Origin of the sequence: Scytonema sp. PCC 10023 (assembly GCF_963920835.1) — a bacterium.
Classification (GTDB): domain Bacteria; phylum Cyanobacteriota; class Cyanobacteriia; order Cyanobacteriales; family Nostocaceae; genus Kalymmatonema.
On the sequence record NZ_CAWUDP010000061.1, the window covers coordinates 52,277 to 69,259 of the forward strand.

A 16,983-nucleotide genomic window follows, 5' to 3' on the forward strand; every position below is an offset into this window, starting at 1 on the left:
GAGCCACCGCCACCGACGGGTTCCCCGGCTTGAGGCGAGTGGCGTTTGAGGAACAAAACCCAACATTATCAAGACTTTGTTGGGTAACCCGTAGGGTTTGCCCAACCTACAATTTCAGTAGACCGAAAAGTTTGGCGATTGCCTTTGGCAGTGCGCTCCGCGCAATCGCCTTGGAAAACAGACTGCATATCAGAATGCTGTTTCCTTTACTGTATTTTTGAATACATTTTTTCAGATTTTCTGGAAAAATGATATGATAAGCAAACCTAATAAATAAACTTTAGAAGCGCAGTGCCGAAGGCGATCGCTAACTGACAGTACAACCAGAACCAGCAGCGAAGGCTATAATAAAAGCTTATCAATAACCCGAAGATTCAAAAATGTGAAAGTATAGACGTTGAAGGTTATCAAGAATTTTTAATATTAAGAATTCGTCGCCCATTTTATCACTGCTTCAGTCAATCCATCTAAAGTATATTCATCTGCTTCTACATCCACGCGTCCGAGTAAGGAACGACAAGTTTTAGAAGTTTGGGGACCAATGGAAGCAATACAAACTTCTTTTAAGGCATCAGCTACCCCAGATGATTGATTGTCTTGAGTATTTTCAGAATATATCTTTTCTGCTAGTTGATAAAAAAATTGCACAGTTTTGGAACTAGCAAAGGTAATGATATCCACATTTCCACTTTGAAGGGCTAATTCTGCTGAAGGAGGTACACTTTTGGGACAGCAAGATTGATAAGCCGCCACTTCTATAACTTCTGCTTTCTTAACGGTTAATTCTTTCACCAAAACTTCGCGTCCGCCGCTTTCGACTCTGGGGAATAAAATCTTTTTACCTGTGAGTTCTTCGGGAAAGTTTTCCACCAAGGAGTCGGCGACAAAGTTGGGAGGAATAAAGTCTGGTTGCAGACAGCGTTGATTAAGACTTTTGGCTGTTTTCTCACCGACAACAGCAATTTTGATCTCAGCCAAAGCGCGAGCATCTTTACCCTGTGCAAACAATCTTTCAAAAAAGTAATCTATGCCATTGGTGGAAGTGAGAATTAACCAATGGAAGTCGGATAAATTGGCGATCGCATTATCCAAACCTTCCCAACTCGAAGGCGGACAAATTTCCAACGTTGGCATTTCAATGACAGTTGCGCCGGATGCAGTCAGAAGTTGCGTAAATTGGCTTGACTGTCCAGCTGCGCGTGTCACCAAAATTGTTTTATTGGATAAGGGAAGTTGGGTAGATGGGGTAGATGAGGGTTGGGTAGTGGGCATAGTTTTGGGGTGCAAAGCGTTATCTACTGAGAAATCCGCTAATGATATTTTCTCAGGTTGTAGATAACTGCGTAATCCCACAACCTCCCCAATCACAATAACCACTGGCGACAACGACACACCAGATGTTTGCTCAAGTATATTGTCTAAAGTGCCTGTCCAAATTTCTTGTTGCCCAGTTCCTGCCCATCGGATAATGGCGATGGGTGTTGATCGGGTTCGCCCTTGTCGCAGCAGCCGATATAAAATCTCAGCCAGATGCTGTCCGCCCATTAAAATAACTAATGTCTCCAACCGTGACAGCGCTTCCCAATCCAAAGCATCTGGCTCATGAGCAGTAAACACAGCAAAACACCGACTCATGACTGGATCTGTCAGAGGAATTCCTGCAAACAACGGCGCTGCTAACGCGGAGGAAATTCCCGGTACAACTTCAAAATAACAACCAGCAGTTTTCAACGCTTCAATTTCTGAAGTGCTGCGACCAAAAATAAATGGATCACCAGACTTCAGGCGAACAACTTGTTTTCCCTGCTGACAATACTTTACCAGTAACTTGTTAATTTCAGCTTGAGGCGTACTAGGTTGACCACCGCGTTTTCCTACATTGATCTTCAAACAATCAGGCGGTATGCATTGCAACAACTGGCCATCAACTAAGGCATCGTAAACCAAAACTTCAGCATTCGATAAAAGTTTATCAGCCTTTAGCGTCAGGTATGCTATATCTCCAGGTCCAGCACCTACGAGGTAGACTTTGCCCAATTGTTCAGCCATAAGTTACGAATTATTTTTACTGATTTTTTGAAGAATACGATTAATTTGTTCTGCTTTTTCCTGTTGACGCTGTGCTTGACATAAATCTCTAGCTTTTTCTAGATTAGAAATTGCTTCCGCTTTCTTTTCTTGCCGCATGAAAGCATTCGATAGACGCAAATAAGCATCAACTTTTTTAGGAGCGCGATTAATCACTTCTTGAAACTGTTGGATTGCTTCTTCTAGTTTACCTTGTTGCATCAAAGTATCTCCTAGCAACAAGTGAACAACATCATTCGTAGAATTCAGAGAAATCATTTGACGAAAAGCTGCTTCTGCATCTTTATAATTTTCTTGCTTATAAAGATTCACTCCTTTTTGGAAAACATTTGACGTAATCAAAGTTTTCCAAGAAAAATAGCCAAGGATGGCGATACTAGAAATGACAGCAGTTACGGCAATAATATAACTTGGTTGAAAGTTGTCAAACATCGTGTTAAGAGTTCATCTATAAAATTCATTTTATAGCGGTTTGCATTTAGGTGCAGTGCGCTTTAACCCCACCCCTTACCCCTCCCCGCAAGCGAGGAGGGGAGAATATTCCCTTCTCCGCACTGCAGAGAGGGGGTTAGGGGGTGAGGTTCCTACCGTATTTTCAAGCCAAAAGACAAGCTATTGGAAAAATCAGATATTCCAGGAAAAACAGTTTCCAGATGAATTGGTAAAAGCGAGCGATCGCGCTTTTGTCTTGCAAGTCCACTTGTCTACTTTGCCACCACATCCAAACCAGTGCCACCAGATGAGTGCTCACCAAAAAAAGAGAATTCACCTCAGCAAGGCGCAGGCTCCCAACCAAAATCATCCCTACATAGCAAACAGTTAACACCCAAAGAGCGAGATTGAAAACCGCTTGTTTACCGAGTTTGAGGGTGAAAGTTTGTATATTGTAGAGCAAGTCTCCTTCCATATCGGGGATGTCTTTGAAGATGGCGATCGCGAACGTAAAAACCAAAATAAACAATGTCAGCAACCACACAGCAGACGGAATTGATAGAAACGCTGAATTTTGCGTTTCATCACCACCAGACAACACCCAATTAAAGTGCAAAAACAACCCTAAATTAACAATTGACCCGCGCACTGAAAAAATACACAGCGCCGCCCAAAAAGGAAACCGCTTTAAGCGAATTGGCGGCAAAGAATAAGCAGTGCCAATCGCCAAACTCATACCCACCATTCCCAACAAAAACGGTCCTTGAAGCCAGGCTAACAGCAACGCCAAAACTCCGGTAATAGCTACAATCAATTTACCTGTAGCTGGGGAAAACTCCCCAGAGGCAAGAGGCAAATGCGGCTTATTAATCTTGTCAATTGCCACATCCTCAAGTTGATTCAGCCCCACAATATAAACATTGCCACATAGACAGGCAATCCACGCTCCCAAAAGAGGGAGTATGGGCGTAGTGGCTTGCGCTTGTACAGGATTGGAAAATAGAGACAGGGCAATCAAATACAACCCCAATACACTCAAACTCGTGCCAATAATCGTGTGAGGACGCGAAAACTTCCAAAAACTATAAAACCAACTAGCCTGAAACCCTGGCTGTGAAACCTGACTCATCGAAAATTATGGGTCTGAAACCCCGTCCTTCAGCGAAGCGGAGGACGGCTTTACAAATCTAGTAAGTTACAATTAACCCGTTTGAACGACGGATCAATTGAATCTTGCTAGATACTATCTGTCCTAACCGTCGCCAGTTAGCATCGCTAACAGATATTTGTTTTTTGGTATCGCCTGACACAAAACCGATGCCCTTAGGAGACCTAACCAAGTCGCCCTTCCTGAAACCGTGACGGGTACAAGTACCGCCGTACTTGCGCCTTACTCCACCGTTTGCAGCAACCATGAGATGAAGTTGACGGCGCGAGACGGTCGGACGACGGATCACGGCAAAGGGCGCAGGGGTTACAGTAACATTGCCGTTCCATCCCATCGTGTGACGGTTAAGAACGCCGTACTGGATGAAAGTGCCACATGCTAAGGCAATACCGTCTACTGCATGAGTCGCGGGTATCGCGTCCCCTTTTGAATGCTTCTGTTTTTGCAGCCCTAACTGCTGCCGGATTTGTGCTGTTTGCCAACCCTCAACTTGTTGTACTTCGGCGTAATCAGCAAGGTTCCCCAGTTGCCACTTTTGACCAACCATCACAGGACTAAACGCTTTATCACCACGCGCTTTGATAATTTCGTACGCAATAGTAGTGATTGGGTAGATCAAAGATAGCTCGTCAATGATTCGTAACTCTAGCTCGCGATTAGCCCGGATACTGGGCGCGATCTTATATTGACGCCGATTATCAAACCTAGCTTGACGATGAGCGCGTTGATTGTAAGGTAACTTACGGTTGATCCGTCGCCCTCTGCGACCACGCCGCATCATGGCGCGTTGGTCCATCCGTTTTTTGACTATTTCAAACGGCAACTGTAAATGAGCAGTCCACAAAGTGAACTTGGCAGACTGAACACCAACACCGGTGTAGAGTTTGCCTGGGTCGATACCGACTGCAATTGGTTGCGCGTCTGTCGTCCTGGGACACTTGATCAATTGGATCTGGAAGATCCCAAGGTCGTTATAAGCAACTTTTGCTAATCCTCGTTTTAGCCAACGCCGCGCCCTACTGGGCTTTGTTGGCATTAATGGTTTACCTGATGGTGTTAACACCGGAACTCGTTGCATGGAGATAATCCTTACGAGTAAAGTTAATAGTTCCCTCGCTCACCTAACTCAAGATGTCTTGGTGAGACCAGTGCTGAAGGAGGGTTTCCCTCCGTAGGCAACTGGCGAACCCGTAAGGGCATTACCCAACGCCGCAGGCAAGACGGCTTAAAGATAGACCGGACTGGGAAAGCATCCGGCAGTTTGTACCAGAGTTAGGCTCAACTGAGCTAGTCAAACACGTAAGCCCTGCCGCTTACAAGCTCCGTCCCTTTTAGGGCGGAGTTATTGACCCTCTCCTCTCTTTGCGCTCTCTCTTGCTTGGTACGGTAGCCTGCGGCACGCCGCTGCGCGTCTACGTTTATTTATTTCCACACAACAACCCAAACCGAATTAACCCGCGCTCATAACCCTGACGCATCAACCCCAGAGACAGCGCCCCTTGGATAGTACTCCAACCCGAAAGTAGCAAACCCCAAATCGCCTTTGGAGAAAACGCTGAATCAATCACTATATCCCAAAACGGAGCAACAGCTTTGGACCAATCAGCAGTCCGAATGTTTTGTAACCCAAGTTGATGGGCGATCGCTTCATACTGCGGTAAAGAAATCACATAAGGCAAGCAATACACTCGATAAATCTCCGCCAAGTGCTTCTCCTCATCCGCTGTAAGTGGTGAATTCTCAATTGGTCGATGACACCAAGTCACCATAATCAAAGTTCCACCAGGTTTGAGTACCCGATAGCACTCCTGCATAAACTTGGTTTTATCGGGCATATGCTCACCGCTTTCCAGCGACCAAACCAAGTCAAAAGAGTTGTCAGGAAAAGGCATTGCTTGGGCATCAGCCACTTGAAAATGAGTCCTAGAACTCAACCCAAACTCAGAAGCGCGTTCTGTTGCTCTTGCAGCTTGTACCGGGCTCAGAGTAATTCCTGTCGCCCTGGCATTAAATTTCCCTGCCAGATACAGAGAACTACCACCAATTCCACAACCTACGTCTAGGATATTCTCAGCTTGCTGTACTCCAGACCACTTCAGGAGTTCTTCAATTAAATCAATTTGCGCCTGACGGCGGTCTTTTCTTTGCGTACCATCTGCACCGTAGTAGCCGTGGTGCATATGTTCGCCCCATATTTCCTCCCACAGACCGGAGGAAGCATCGTAAAACTGCTGAATTTGCTGGTAAAGTGTTGCACTCATGAAGAAAGCGGTGTAAAGAAGAAGCAAATTTTAAAAATACATACTGGTAGGCTACCATGTGTGTTTTTAATTAAATAAAGGTGTTTTTGCTTTTAGGTAAGAGAAACCCTGCTCCTGTTCAAAAGGATGTGTTTTTTTTTACTTTTTTTATGACTGTTTCTCGAACGATTTGCTTAGGTTTTCTAGCAGTCATCACTGTAGGAACGCTCCTGCTAATGATGCCTTTTTCTACCAGTAGTGGTACGTGGAATAACCTAATTGTAGCTTTTTTCACCTCAACATCAGCAGTTTGTGTCACAGGGTTATCCGTGGTAGATCCAGGCACTTATTTTTCTTTTTGGGGGCAATTATTTATTTTGCTGTTAGTTCAAGTTGGTGGTTTGGGCTACATGACAACCACAACTTTTTTGATTATGCTGATTGGTCGTAAATTCGACTTGCGACAAAAAGTTGCCATTCAACAAGCCTTAGATCGACCGGGAATACATGGGAGTGCCCAAATTATTCGCTCAATTATTGCCACGACTCTAATTTTTGAAATTACAGGAATATTTTTATTTTTACCAGCTTTTGTTCCCAAGTTTGGATGGGATCAAGGACTTTGGTTAGCTATTTTTCATAGTGTGAATTCTTGGAATAATGCTGGTTTTAGTTTGTTTAAAGATAACTTGATTGGATATCAATCATCAGTGTTAATAGTTTTCTCTATGACATTGTTAATTATCTTAGGTGGAATTGGTTATCAAGTCATTTTTGAAACTTACGTTTGGTTACGCGATCGCTTACTTAAAAAACCTACTAATCTCTTATTTTCTTTAGATTTTAAAGTGGCAACTAGCACAACCGTAGTCCTTTTATTGATTGGGACAGTTGCATTTTTTTTGGTAGAATTCAAAAATGTGGAAACATTTGGAAATTTGAGTTTTCTTGAAAAGTTATTAGGAGCTTGGTTTCAATCGGCTACAACGAGAACTGCTGGATTCAATACCATAGATATAGGAAAAATGACCACTGCTGGTCTATTTATCACAATTGCATTCATGTTTATAGGTGCAAGCCCAGGGGGTACAGGAGGCGGACTCAAAACAACAACCCTGAGAGTTCTTACCAGTTGCACTAAGGCAATTCTCCAAGGGAAAGAAGAAGTTTTATTATACGAGCGTAGTATAGCAATCTCTGTAATTTTGAAAGCTGTTGGAGCTTTGATTGGTTCAGTGGCAACAGTAATTGCATCTACCATTTTAATTGCACTAACAGACCCCGAAATATCATTTATTCAACTTTTATTTGAAGTTGTGTCAGCTTTTGCCACTGTTGGTCTTTCTACTGGAATTACGGGCAGTGTGTCTGCCGCAGCCAAGCTAATATTAATTGTGACGATGTATATTGGAAGAGTTGGTATTTTGCTACTTATGTCAGCTATACTCGGAGACCCTCGACCTAGCAGTGTTCGCTATCCTGAAGAAAACTTACTTGTAGGATAGTCAGGAGTGGGGTATTGGGGGACAGGGGGAAGAACCAATTGGCAAATGAGATGCAAGTATAACGAAATGATAAAATATAAATTAGGCAAAAAATAAAATTTTTAATTTATTCGGGAAAACCGAGTTTTTGCCTTAAATAAAACAGTGTTAATAAGGATAACAACTGTGGATTTGGCGTCATTGGGATTTTTTCGCAGTCTGCGTAAAGACAATCACCAGTTTGCTGTGATTGGGTTAGGTCGTTTTGGTCGCTCAGTCTGTTCAACACTGCATAAATTCGGCTATCAAGTGCTGGCTACGGACATAGATGAAAAGCGGGTATCCCAAGCGTTAACGGAGCAGATAACTGCTCATGCTTTGCAACTAGATTCAACAGAACCAGCTGCACTGCGAGAAGCTGGAATTTTAGAATTTGATACGGTCATTGTAGCCATAGGAAATTACATTCAGGAAAGCATAATCACCACCCTAAATGTGAAGGAAGGTGGTGTCCCCCATGTTGTGGCAAAAGCATCTAGTGAAGTTCATTGCAAGTTGTTGCGCAAAGTCGGAGCAGATCATGTTGTCTTCCCTGAATATGAAGCTGGTAGAGCTCTAGCGCGAACACTTACAAAACCAGCAATTCTAGACCGATTTGACCTTGACCCAGATAACAGTATTGTAGAATTAATTGTCCCAGACGAATTTCACGGCAGAACAATCGCCGAACTACAACTTCGCAACCGCTATGGTTTGAATTTGCTAGCTGTCAGTCAAGATGGCAAATTCCAAATTAATCCTAACCCCAATAAGCGTCTTGAACGTGGTTCAGCCATGGTTGTGATTGGTTGCAATAAAGACATTAATCGCTTACCGATTTGAAACAAATTTAAATCGGCTTATAAGTAGCTCGACATGAATAAATGTAGGATGGGTTAGCGAAGCGTAACCCATACTGTCCGAGCGATTGATGCGTTATGCCAAAGAAGACCGCATCCTACAAAAAATTTTGTCCGCCTGACTTGAAAATAGAACTCCGCAGTTAGGAACGCAGAACGCAGAAGAAAAAATAAATTTTCATCTGTCCTGGTGAAGCAGCGCTGCAGGAGGGTTTCCCGACAGCCAGGCGACTGCTGTGCCTCGCTCCGCGAGGAGCTTACGCTAACGCGTAGCGTCTCCGGAGGAGATACCCGAAGGGTGTACGCAGTTGATGATGGCTACTTAGTAGGCGTTCTGATCCGCCTACTACGAACCCATGATTTATTTTCCTGGAGTCCTTCCTTCTGGCAAAATTAACATTGCATCGCCAAACGAGTAAAAGCGGTATCGAGATGCGATCGCTTCCTGATATATATTTAACAAACGTTGCCGACCAATTAAAGCACTCACCAACATCAGTAAACTAGAACGCGGTAGGTGAAAATTGGTAATCAAACCTTGTACAACGCGCCATTGGTAGCCTGGGTAGATAAACAAGTCTGTTTTGCCACAAAATGGTTGTAACTCACCTTTGGCTGCTGCTCCTTCTAATGCCCTTACTACTGTTGTACCCACAGCAATAATTCGACCACCAGATGCCTGAGTTGCGCGGATTTGCTCTACCGTTGAGGAAGGCACTTCAATCCATTCTTCATGCATTTTGTGAGTTTTTATGTCCTCCACCTCCACCGGGCGAAATGTCCCCACCCCAACGTGTAATGTTATAAAAGCTTGATGAATTCCGCGATCGCGCAACCGCTCTAGTAATTCTGTTGTAAAGTGAAGCCCTGCTGTGGGAGCTGCGACTGCTCCTGGAGTTTTCGCGTAAACCGTCTGATACTGTTCGTTTTCAGCATCAGACGCAGTGATGTAAGGCGGTAGAGGAACTTCTCCAAATACATCCAACAATTGCACTAAGGACATCCCTTCTGGCAAATCAAATTGCAACAGACGCCCACCAGTCGCCTCGTCTGTTTCTAGAACTGTAGCAGTTAACTCAGGTGGGGATGAGGAGGATGTTGTTCCCCCATCTCCCTCATCTCCCTCATCTCCCTCATCTCCCTTATCTTCTCCTACTCCCCTTGCTTCAAAAATAATCTTTGCTCCCGCTTTAAAACGTTTCCCTGGCTTGACTAAGGCTAACCAACAATTATGCAGGCGTTCCTCTAACAGCAGCACCTCTATCTCCGCGCCAGTGGATTTACAACCATACAGCCGCGCTGCCATCACTTTTGTGTTATTCATTACCAGTAAATCTCCTGGATACAGAAGCTCTGGCAAATCTCGGAAAATATGGTGTAGGGGTGCCGTGTTTGTACCTGTACTAGGAGAATTTACTACCAAAAGTCTGGAACTATCCCTAGGAACCACTGGGTTTTGGGCAATGAGTTCTTGAGGTAATTCATAGTCATATCCAGATAGACAACTCTCGAATTCCACGTCTTCCTTCTTATGGCTAGATTTTGTGTTTAAATTGCTTTTTGTTCGTTGTTGCTGCATTGATATATGAACTTTCTCAAATAATCAGGTTTTAGCTGCTCTTGATAGAGAACTATCGGGGATCAACGCTCAATGAGTTTCCGTGGCTTTGATCTGGATGCTGGTAATTAACACGCAAACACCTTTATAAAAATTGGGTAAACCTCCCCATCTAAAAACGGGGGCTTTTACCCTAGCGGGTACTGGGGTCTGTATACGAATAATAAGGATGTAGGATTGGCTTTGATCCCAAGCACCAAGATGGAATACTTGTATTACCTGGCAAATGCCAGTCTAACTCTAAGGGTTGTTCAATTTTTGCACGCTAAACCCCAAATACCTGTTTCGTTTCTCACCGTAATTCATCAGATTGATGGTTGGGTGATTAGGGTAAAACTAAAGCGTCACCTCTCGCCTCAAGAACATGGCGACATTCGGGCTTTCTTAAGTGAATTAGGAATTAGCTACGAGCCGCCGATGCGAGTCCAAATGGCACTATGGAGTTTGGAAGCCGGACAGTGTCCAGTTGACGTCATGCGTCGCTACCAAGTCGCGATTGTCTCTCATGGTAAACCGGAAAAAGAGGAAATAGAGGCGTTCCGGCAACAGTTCGTCAGGGGATTGGGCTATTGTCCAGAAACGCTGGCGTAATACCTTCAAGTTTTAACACCCGCTATGTTAAAGATTATGGTGAGCAGTAATTGATAATTGAGGTATTTTCTCTTTATCGGTTACTGTTTACCTTGGCTCTAAATGAAATGAATATACACTTGAATCGCTAGTAGAAGCTGTAGCGGTTGTGGTGTTGAGTGCAACACATTAAGAAATAAGAACCACAGATGCACACAGATGTAGGCGTAAGCCGTACCGTAGGCTACACAGATAAATAATTACCTCATCCAAACGAGAAGCGGTATATATTACAGGACAAAACAGCAGCTCTTTTATTGGTTTAAGCATCAAAAGCAGCCTTAATGTATTCCTGTAACATCAACAGATGTCCACCCACTGATGAAGTGGCTATAGCTTTTTGGGCAAATGTCACAAGACCTAACTCTTCTGACATCGGTTGATAGCATACAATAGCGACATCAAATCGGCAAGGGTAGTCTGCCTTCTCAGGATACTTAGCTAAAAACATCAGGGCTGTATGCCAGAGTTTTGTTTGCTTCTGTTTTGTAAGGGCGTTTCTTCCCCCTGCATCCCAATTCCCTTGGCTACGAGTTTTAACTTCGACAAATGCCAAAAGGGGAGATGAGGGAGATGAGGGAGATGAGGGAGATGAGGAAGATGAGGGAGATGAGGGAGATGAGGGAGATGAGGGAGATGAGGAAGATGAGGGAGATGAGGGAGATGAGGGAGCTTTTCCCTCGTCTGTTTGTCTGCTTGTCGCTTTGTCTTCTCCTGCTTCCTCATCGTATTCGGCAATGATGTCGATTTCTCCTTGTCGGTAACGCCATCGACGATGCAAAATCATCCAACCTTTGGATTGTAACCATTGCGCTACCAGGTCTTCTCCTGCGATACCTATATCGGGATAATGATATGGAGGATGTGCCATTAGCAAAAAGTACGATGAGTAAGTTAAGCGATCGGATGTGCGTAAGCATACTCAATTTATTGCTTTGGGTTGTGATTTGCATCACTGTATCTGTAGGTTTTGCAGGTTTTGCGCCAGAAGCTTTAGCACTTGACTACAACAAAGAAAGTTTGATAGAAGCTGGTTTCTCAGGACGTGATTTAACAGACTCTAGCTTTTCTCATGCTAATCTCCGCAGCAGCAACTTCAGCAACGCTAATTTAAGCGGTGTCAGCTTCTTTGCTGCAAATCTGGAATCAGCAGATCTTGAGGGGGCTAATCTCACAAATGCTACTTTAGACTCGGCTCGTCTCATCAAAGCAAATTTGACAAATGCGGTGTTGGAGGGCGCTTTCGCTGCTAACGCCAAATTTGATGGTGCGATTATTGACGGAGCAGATTTTACTGATGTGCTGCTGCGTAGGGATGAGCAAGATAAATTGTGCAAGGTAGCCAAAGGTACTAACCCAACCACAGGACGTGACACCCGCGATACTTTGTTTTGTCCATGAACAGTAACAAAATTTAATTGTGGGGTTAGAAAACTTAAGCCAAAACCCTTCTAAAATCTCGTTTCCAGGTTCTACCTGGAAATGCCCTTGAAGCGGCTCTGCCGCAACTAAGCAAGGCAGAGCCTTCCAATGGTATTCTAAGCCTCTGACTGGGAACAAGGCAATCTCTCAAAGCATTGTCACTTACTGACTTTCATCTTAAGTTGACACGCATGGCTGTGCCCCTACCTTGTGGTGCATACAGCCCAGAATCCCTATAGGTGAGACTGGATCAGCTGCTTAATTTGTTGCACAATATTGGTGCGATCGTAATGGCGGATTGCCGCTGCACGAGCAGCATCACCCAAGCACTTGCACAAATCATCATTGCGCAACAGTTCCAAGCATGCTTGGGCAAAAGCTTTGGGATGATCACGCATCAAAAATTCCTGTCCATCCTTCATTTCCAATCCTTCTGCGCCGATGCTCGTTGCGACAATTGGTTTGCCATAAGCAGCGGCTTCAATCATTTTGACTCGCGTTCCTCCTCCGGAAAAGATGGGACAGCACACCACACGAGACTTTTGATAAAGGGCATCTATATCATCCACAAATCCAGGAAACTCAACACCTGGAACTTTTTTGTTGTAGCTGCGAATATTTTGCGGATAAGGTCCTGCAATGATTAACCTAGCATCCGGTATGGCTTTATAGATATCAGTCCACACTCGTTCGATGAGAAAGTTGGCGGCGTTCATGTTGGGAAAATAGTTGTAGCCTCCTATTAACAGCAAAGTGGGTTCTTGTGCAATCGGTTGTTGTTCTGGAATTGCAATTGCGTTGGGTACAGTCACAACATTAGGCAATCCTAAGCGTTTTGTTAGATAGCGGCGATCGCCGCTTGAACAAACAAACGAGCAACGCGCCTTACGAATCGCTTGCATCTCACCCCAAAAACGCGCAGGTACTTGCAAGTAATACAGCTGCGTTGCTAGCCTAGTGGGCGGCTGCCGAATTTGGCGCATAAAACTGATATGTTCAATATCATCCAAATCAAGAAAAACAGGTGGCAGAGGTTGCTGTACCTGCATGAAAGCACTCATTGATGAGAGTCGATGAACAAATATGGCATCTGGTTTTCGGCTCAAACATTTCTCAAGTGCTTGCATCTGCTGCGGCGATATGAAAAAGTCTGACTGTTTGAAAAAGTTAAAAATGCCGTCCCACTGCTGTCGCCATTTGGGGAGTGAGTTCTGTTCCTCTTTCGGGCAAAGAAATAGGTTAATCTTAGTTTGCCAGTGTTGAAAAAAGCTACGTTCTGTTTGGGCGATCGCGTCTGGAGAAACTTGTGTTTCCGGTGGCACAAAAAACAACATGTCTATTTCACCAATCTCTTTGATGGCATCAATAAACAGTGACATCCGTTTGTATACACCTTGGGTACAAGTGCTTAAATCACTAGGAAAGTGAATAGAGACGAATAAAATTCGCATGATAGGTTTGCAAAGTTCAGCAAATATATGTTCACTGCACCCCAAATAAGCACCTAGATTTTAACCTTTTTTAATCTCGAAGGTTTTGTTTGCCCCTGTTTTATGACGATAGAGGAAGATTCGGAAGAATTGATGATAGCTTAAAAGGGGACTTGTAGATATGAAGCAATTTTTTACCCCTCAGCGTTAGGAAGAGTTCGATTGTGAATAAGTCAGCACTGATTACTCTCCCCTTACTGGCATTTTTTATCCTACTGCCAGCAAGTACATCTACGTATGCCCAAGCTTCACCCAATCATGCTGCTATGATGCCCTCATTTAACCTGAGTTCGCAAAAATGGAAAAACCGAGTACTGCTAGTCTTTGCTCCCTCCAGCAACAACCCTGCTTATCAACAGCAGATGCAAAAATTCCAAAGACACAAATCAGCTTTTGTTGAGCGAGATTTGATTCTCGTTGAAGTCTTGACAGATGGAAATAGTTATGCAAACTCACAGCAAATAGATCCTTCTTCAGCTGCTAGGCTGCGCGATCGCCTTCAAGTTGGCGCTCAAGATTTCCGCGTCATTTTGGTTGGTAAAGACGGCGGCGTCAAGCGTCGTCAAACGACTCCAGTCCAAGCCAAAACCATTTTTGAGCAAATCGATGCTATGCCTATGCGACAACAGGAAATGCAAAAACGAGGTAGCTAGAAGTTGAGTATTGCTTCTTGTTGCAGCTGCACTCAGTTAAATCAAGTCGGGGCTCGCTAACCTACTCTGGTATGATCTGCCATTGCTTGGAAAGCGGCTATCTCATAGAACTCACATCAACCCTCAAACAGGGGGGCGATCGGCTTGCTGAGATCACCGCACCTAACCTATAGTCATCGACAGATCATTTTTAGTTTTACCATAGAAAATATTGTTGTTTATCATTCCTCAAATTGCACTATAATTCTAGATAAAGAAATAAAAATTAAATTTTTAAATAGAAATGAAAAGTAGTTGTATACATTCGTAACACTTACTGATTCCTTCTCTTCGCCACTCATTTAGGGTAACTACTTTTTCATTTAATGGAAAATAAACCCCTACTTATGTGTCCTACTGCCTTGTCGCTATAAGATTACCTATTTATTCTTCTTTCTCCTCGTTCGCGTTCTAGCCTGCGGCATGCCTTATGGCTGACGACGCCACGCCTTACGGCTATCGGGTGTCTCCTATGCCTTCTTAGTAGCCAAGACGCTACGCGTGCCTTGACTTGGTGGGAGCTTACCCTAAGGCGCAGCCTGTCCTCTGGACTTACGCAGTCGCTGTGAGTTCGGGAAGCCCTGCTGCAGCGCTGCCCGTCTAAACCGTTTTTGGCGGTTGGTTAAAAAATAGGTATTCTTCCAGTGGGATAGGAGTACAAGAGTGCAGTGAGTAGAAAAACGACGCAAAAGGCATCAATTAAAATTTTTTGACAATTCCATCTAATGCTGTTTGAAGCAAGCACCAGAGGGAAAACATAGTTTGGTACCCTGTAGGTTTTTCAGCCAATACTTCAGCAACGCTGCATGAAGTCATAAGGCTGTATCTACTGAGTAAACAACATACTTTTGTATGTTGTTGTGTCTTCGTTGCTCAAGACTTCCTACAGCTTAAGTAGCCGTAAATAGCTACGGTCTGCATCTCATTATTGGATGGAATTTTATCTTTTATTTTGTTTCCAGAGATTGATAAATCTATCATTCCGCTGACTCTTATGTAAATCTTAAGAGCCAGATTATTCTCAGGTTACGACCACTAACACTGGTCTTTCAGTACTTGCTTGTCCAACTTAATACCTTAATCTTACTATAGTGAACACCTTATCTTCCCCAGTTTTAGAAGTATTAGAACCCCAGGCTGCATCTACACCAATCATCAAGACTGACGCACCGCCCAAAATTTCTAAGCAAGCCACGAGGACAAGCCTGAAGGCATCTACTATTGATGGTGTTTTAGCGACTATTTTTTCCAACATCACCAGCGGCGTATTGCTGATTAACTTCTTACTCCAGCTAGGTGCTACCCCAGTTGAAATTGGTTTGCTGTCGTCAATTCCCATGCTGGTAAATTTTCTTCAACCACTGGGAGCGTATATTGCCGACAGTATGAAAAGTCGCCATTGGTACATTTTAGCAATTTTTGCACCTTCGAGACTACTGTGGCTGATTTTAGTCGGGGGCATTGCGTGGTTGGGCTGGTCTAATACTGCTTCACACGAACTTGTCACTTGGACGTTGGCAATCATCCTAATCAGCAATATCTTAGGAGCTTTAGGGAGTTGTGCCTGGTTTAGCTGGATGGCTGCTTTGGTTCCCCAACGCTTACGAGGTCGGTATTTTGGAATTCGCAATAGTGCCGCGAGTTTGACTAATCTTGTTTGTGTGCCACTTCTCGGTTTTGCCATCTCGGCTTGGCCTGGTGGATCAATCCAAGGTTACGGTGTGCTGTTGTTATTAGGAGTTGTCATTGGGCTGTTGAGTTTGGCGTGTCAGTTTTGGATGACGGATGTCAATCCACAAATAATCGAACATAGCAAAGCAAAGCCCCAACAACAGAAAACAACTCGTAACCAACCTGAAAAACTCAATATTTTTCAAGACATCAATTTCTTAAAGTTTCTGCTTTATTTGGGATTGTGGATGTTTGCGTTCAACCTGAGCGCGCCATTTTTCAATCTTTACATGATGGAAAATTTGGCTTTGGATGTCAGCACAGTCACACTCTACACCAGTTTAGTAGCTGGAGCGAACTTAGTCATGCTAGTGGTCTGGGGAAGGTTAGCTGATAGGATTGGAAATCGTCCCTTGCTGTTGTTAGTCGGCATTCTGGTAGCACTCACACCTTTATTCTGGCTCTTTGTTGGCTCTGATTCAGTTTCTGTATGGGTATGGCTACCGCTCATACACTTAGTCTGTGGCGGTTTTGCGGCAGCGATTGACTTGTGCATCACCAATATTCAAATGTCCATAGCATCAGCAACTCGTCCTTCTCAATATTATGCGATCGCCGCTGCTGTTGCTGGAACGTGTGGTGGTTTGGGTTCAGCAGCTGGCGGCTACATAGCTGGGTTAGATATTATTGCTGGCTTAACAGGATTATTTGCTCTTTCAGCTATTTTACGATTGCTTGCTCTGTTACCCTTGGTATTTGTGCAAGAACCGCGCAGTGTGTCTGTTGTGGAACTGATGCGGAATATCATAGGCTTCAAGCCTGAAGAACCGTCCTTTTCAACAGTGGAAATTGCAGCTTCTGTAGATTAACCGACTATCCAAGCCCGCAAGCCCGCAATTTATTGCTGGGGTTGAGGGCGTAGGTAGTTAAAACTGATTACCACATCTATGCTGTTTAGCTCAATCCTTATCAAACCCCCTTCACTTTGACATGGGGGTTTAACTTTGTCTATCTGTGTTACCACCCAGGATTCATTAGACACTGGAAAAGTAGTTCCGTTACATAACACCTACCCAAAGCTACCCATAATTGGAAATATAGCAGGCGCCAGGGCGGTTAGGACGCCAGGTGTAGAACATGCTCCATGGC

At 44.0% G+C, this 16,983-nt stretch carries 14 protein-coding genes; 6 read left to right on the forward strand and 8 right to left on the reverse strand.

Features of this window, described 5'->3' with window-relative positions:
* Window positions 1-423: 423 nt before the first annotated feature.
* From cobA to ACM0OZ_RS30630, 5 genes are all read right to left on the reverse strand, one after another.
* Window positions 424-2,049: a uroporphyrinogen-III C-methyltransferase gene (gene cobA / locus ACM0OZ_RS30610; RefSeq protein WP_414586605.1), complete on the reverse strand. Its 1,626-nt coding sequence runs from the start codon at window positions 2,047-2,049 to the stop codon at window positions 424-426.
* Between the two features lie 3 nt (window positions 2,050-2,052).
* On the reverse strand, window positions 2,053-2,520 hold the full coding sequence (locus tag ACM0OZ_RS30615) for a tetratricopeptide repeat protein (RefSeq protein WP_414586606.1): 468 nt from the start codon (window positions 2,518-2,520) through the stop codon (window positions 2,053-2,055).
* A gap of 163 nt (window positions 2,521-2,683) precedes the next feature.
* Window positions 2,684-3,649, reverse strand: a complete 966-nt coding sequence (locus ACM0OZ_RS30620) for a homogentisate phytyltransferase (RefSeq protein ID WP_414586607.1) — start codon at window positions 3,647-3,649, stop codon at window positions 2,684-2,686.
* Window positions 3,650-3,707: 58 nt separating this feature from the next.
* On the reverse strand, window positions 3,708-4,766 hold the full coding sequence (locus ACM0OZ_RS30625; RefSeq protein WP_414586608.1) for an RRXRR domain-containing protein: 1,059 nt from the start codon (window positions 4,764-4,766) through the stop codon (window positions 3,708-3,710).
* 340 nt (window positions 4,767-5,106) lie between these two features.
* The gene (locus ACM0OZ_RS30630; RefSeq protein WP_414586609.1) at window positions 5,107-5,949 is read right to left on the reverse strand and encodes a methyltransferase domain-containing protein; all 843 of its coding nucleotides are present in this window, start codon (window positions 5,947-5,949) and stop codon (window positions 5,107-5,109) included.
* A gap of 149 nt (window positions 5,950-6,098) precedes the next feature.
* Between ACM0OZ_RS30630 and ACM0OZ_RS30635 the strand changes: the two genes are divergently transcribed.
* Together ACM0OZ_RS30635 and ACM0OZ_RS30640 are read left to right on the forward strand one after the other, a co-directional pair.
* Complete coding sequence (locus ACM0OZ_RS30635; protein ID WP_414586610.1) at window positions 6,099-7,433, forward strand: TrkH family potassium uptake protein; 1,335 nt, start codon at window positions 6,099-6,101, stop codon at window positions 7,431-7,433.
* A gap of 165 nt (window positions 7,434-7,598) precedes the next feature.
* On the forward strand, window positions 7,599-8,294 hold the full coding sequence (locus tag ACM0OZ_RS30640; protein ID WP_414586611.1) for a potassium channel family protein: 696 nt from the start codon (window positions 7,599-7,601) through the stop codon (window positions 8,292-8,294).
* Window positions 8,295-8,672: 378 nt separating this feature from the next.
* Here ACM0OZ_RS30640 and queA read toward each other — a convergent pair whose 3' ends face one another.
* Window positions 8,673-9,890: a tRNA preQ1(34) S-adenosylmethionine ribosyltransferase-isomerase QueA gene (gene queA, locus ACM0OZ_RS30645; protein ID WP_414586612.1), complete on the reverse strand. Its 1,218-nt coding sequence runs from the start codon at window positions 9,888-9,890 to the stop codon at window positions 8,673-8,675.
* Window positions 9,891-10,130: 240 nt separating this feature from the next.
* On the opposite strand from queA, the gene ACM0OZ_RS30650 reads away from it, so the two are divergent.
* Window positions 10,131-10,520, forward strand: a complete 390-nt coding sequence (locus tag ACM0OZ_RS30650) for a hypothetical protein (RefSeq protein ID WP_414586618.1) — start codon at window positions 10,131-10,133, stop codon at window positions 10,518-10,520.
* A 301-nt stretch (window positions 10,521-10,821) separates the two neighbouring features.
* Here ACM0OZ_RS30650 and ACM0OZ_RS30655 read toward each other — a convergent pair whose 3' ends face one another.
* Window positions 10,822-11,430 carry a YraN family protein gene (locus tag ACM0OZ_RS30655; protein WP_414586613.1) on the reverse strand — a complete coding sequence of 203 codons (609 nt, stop codon included), beginning with the start codon at window positions 11,428-11,430 and terminating at the stop codon, window positions 10,822-10,824.
* A 14-nt stretch (window positions 11,431-11,444) separates the two neighbouring features.
* Between ACM0OZ_RS30655 and ACM0OZ_RS30660 the strand changes: the two genes are divergently transcribed.
* Complete coding sequence (locus ACM0OZ_RS30660; protein ID WP_414586619.1) at window positions 11,445-11,960, forward strand: pentapeptide repeat-containing protein; 516 nt, start codon at window positions 11,445-11,447, stop codon at window positions 11,958-11,960.
* A gap of 254 nt (window positions 11,961-12,214) precedes the next feature.
* On the opposite strand, the gene ACM0OZ_RS30665 is transcribed toward ACM0OZ_RS30660, so the two are convergent.
* The gene (locus ACM0OZ_RS30665; protein WP_414586614.1) at window positions 12,215-13,432 is read right to left on the reverse strand and encodes a glycosyltransferase family 4 protein; all 1,218 of its coding nucleotides are present in this window, start codon (window positions 13,430-13,432) and stop codon (window positions 12,215-12,217) included.
* Window positions 13,433-13,635: 203 nt separating this feature from the next.
* On the opposite strand from ACM0OZ_RS30665, the gene ACM0OZ_RS30670 reads away from it, so the two are divergent.
* Window positions 13,636-14,124 (forward strand): DUF4174 domain-containing protein, encoded by a 489-nt coding sequence (locus ACM0OZ_RS30670; RefSeq protein ID WP_414586615.1) that lies wholly within the window; start codon window positions 13,636-13,638, stop codon window positions 14,122-14,124.
* Window positions 14,125-15,254: 1,130 nt separating this feature from the next.
* On the forward strand, window positions 15,255-16,703 hold the full coding sequence (locus tag ACM0OZ_RS30675; protein ID WP_414586616.1) for an MFS transporter: 1,449 nt from the start codon (window positions 15,255-15,257) through the stop codon (window positions 16,701-16,703).
* Window positions 16,704-16,983 lie beyond the last annotated feature (280 nt).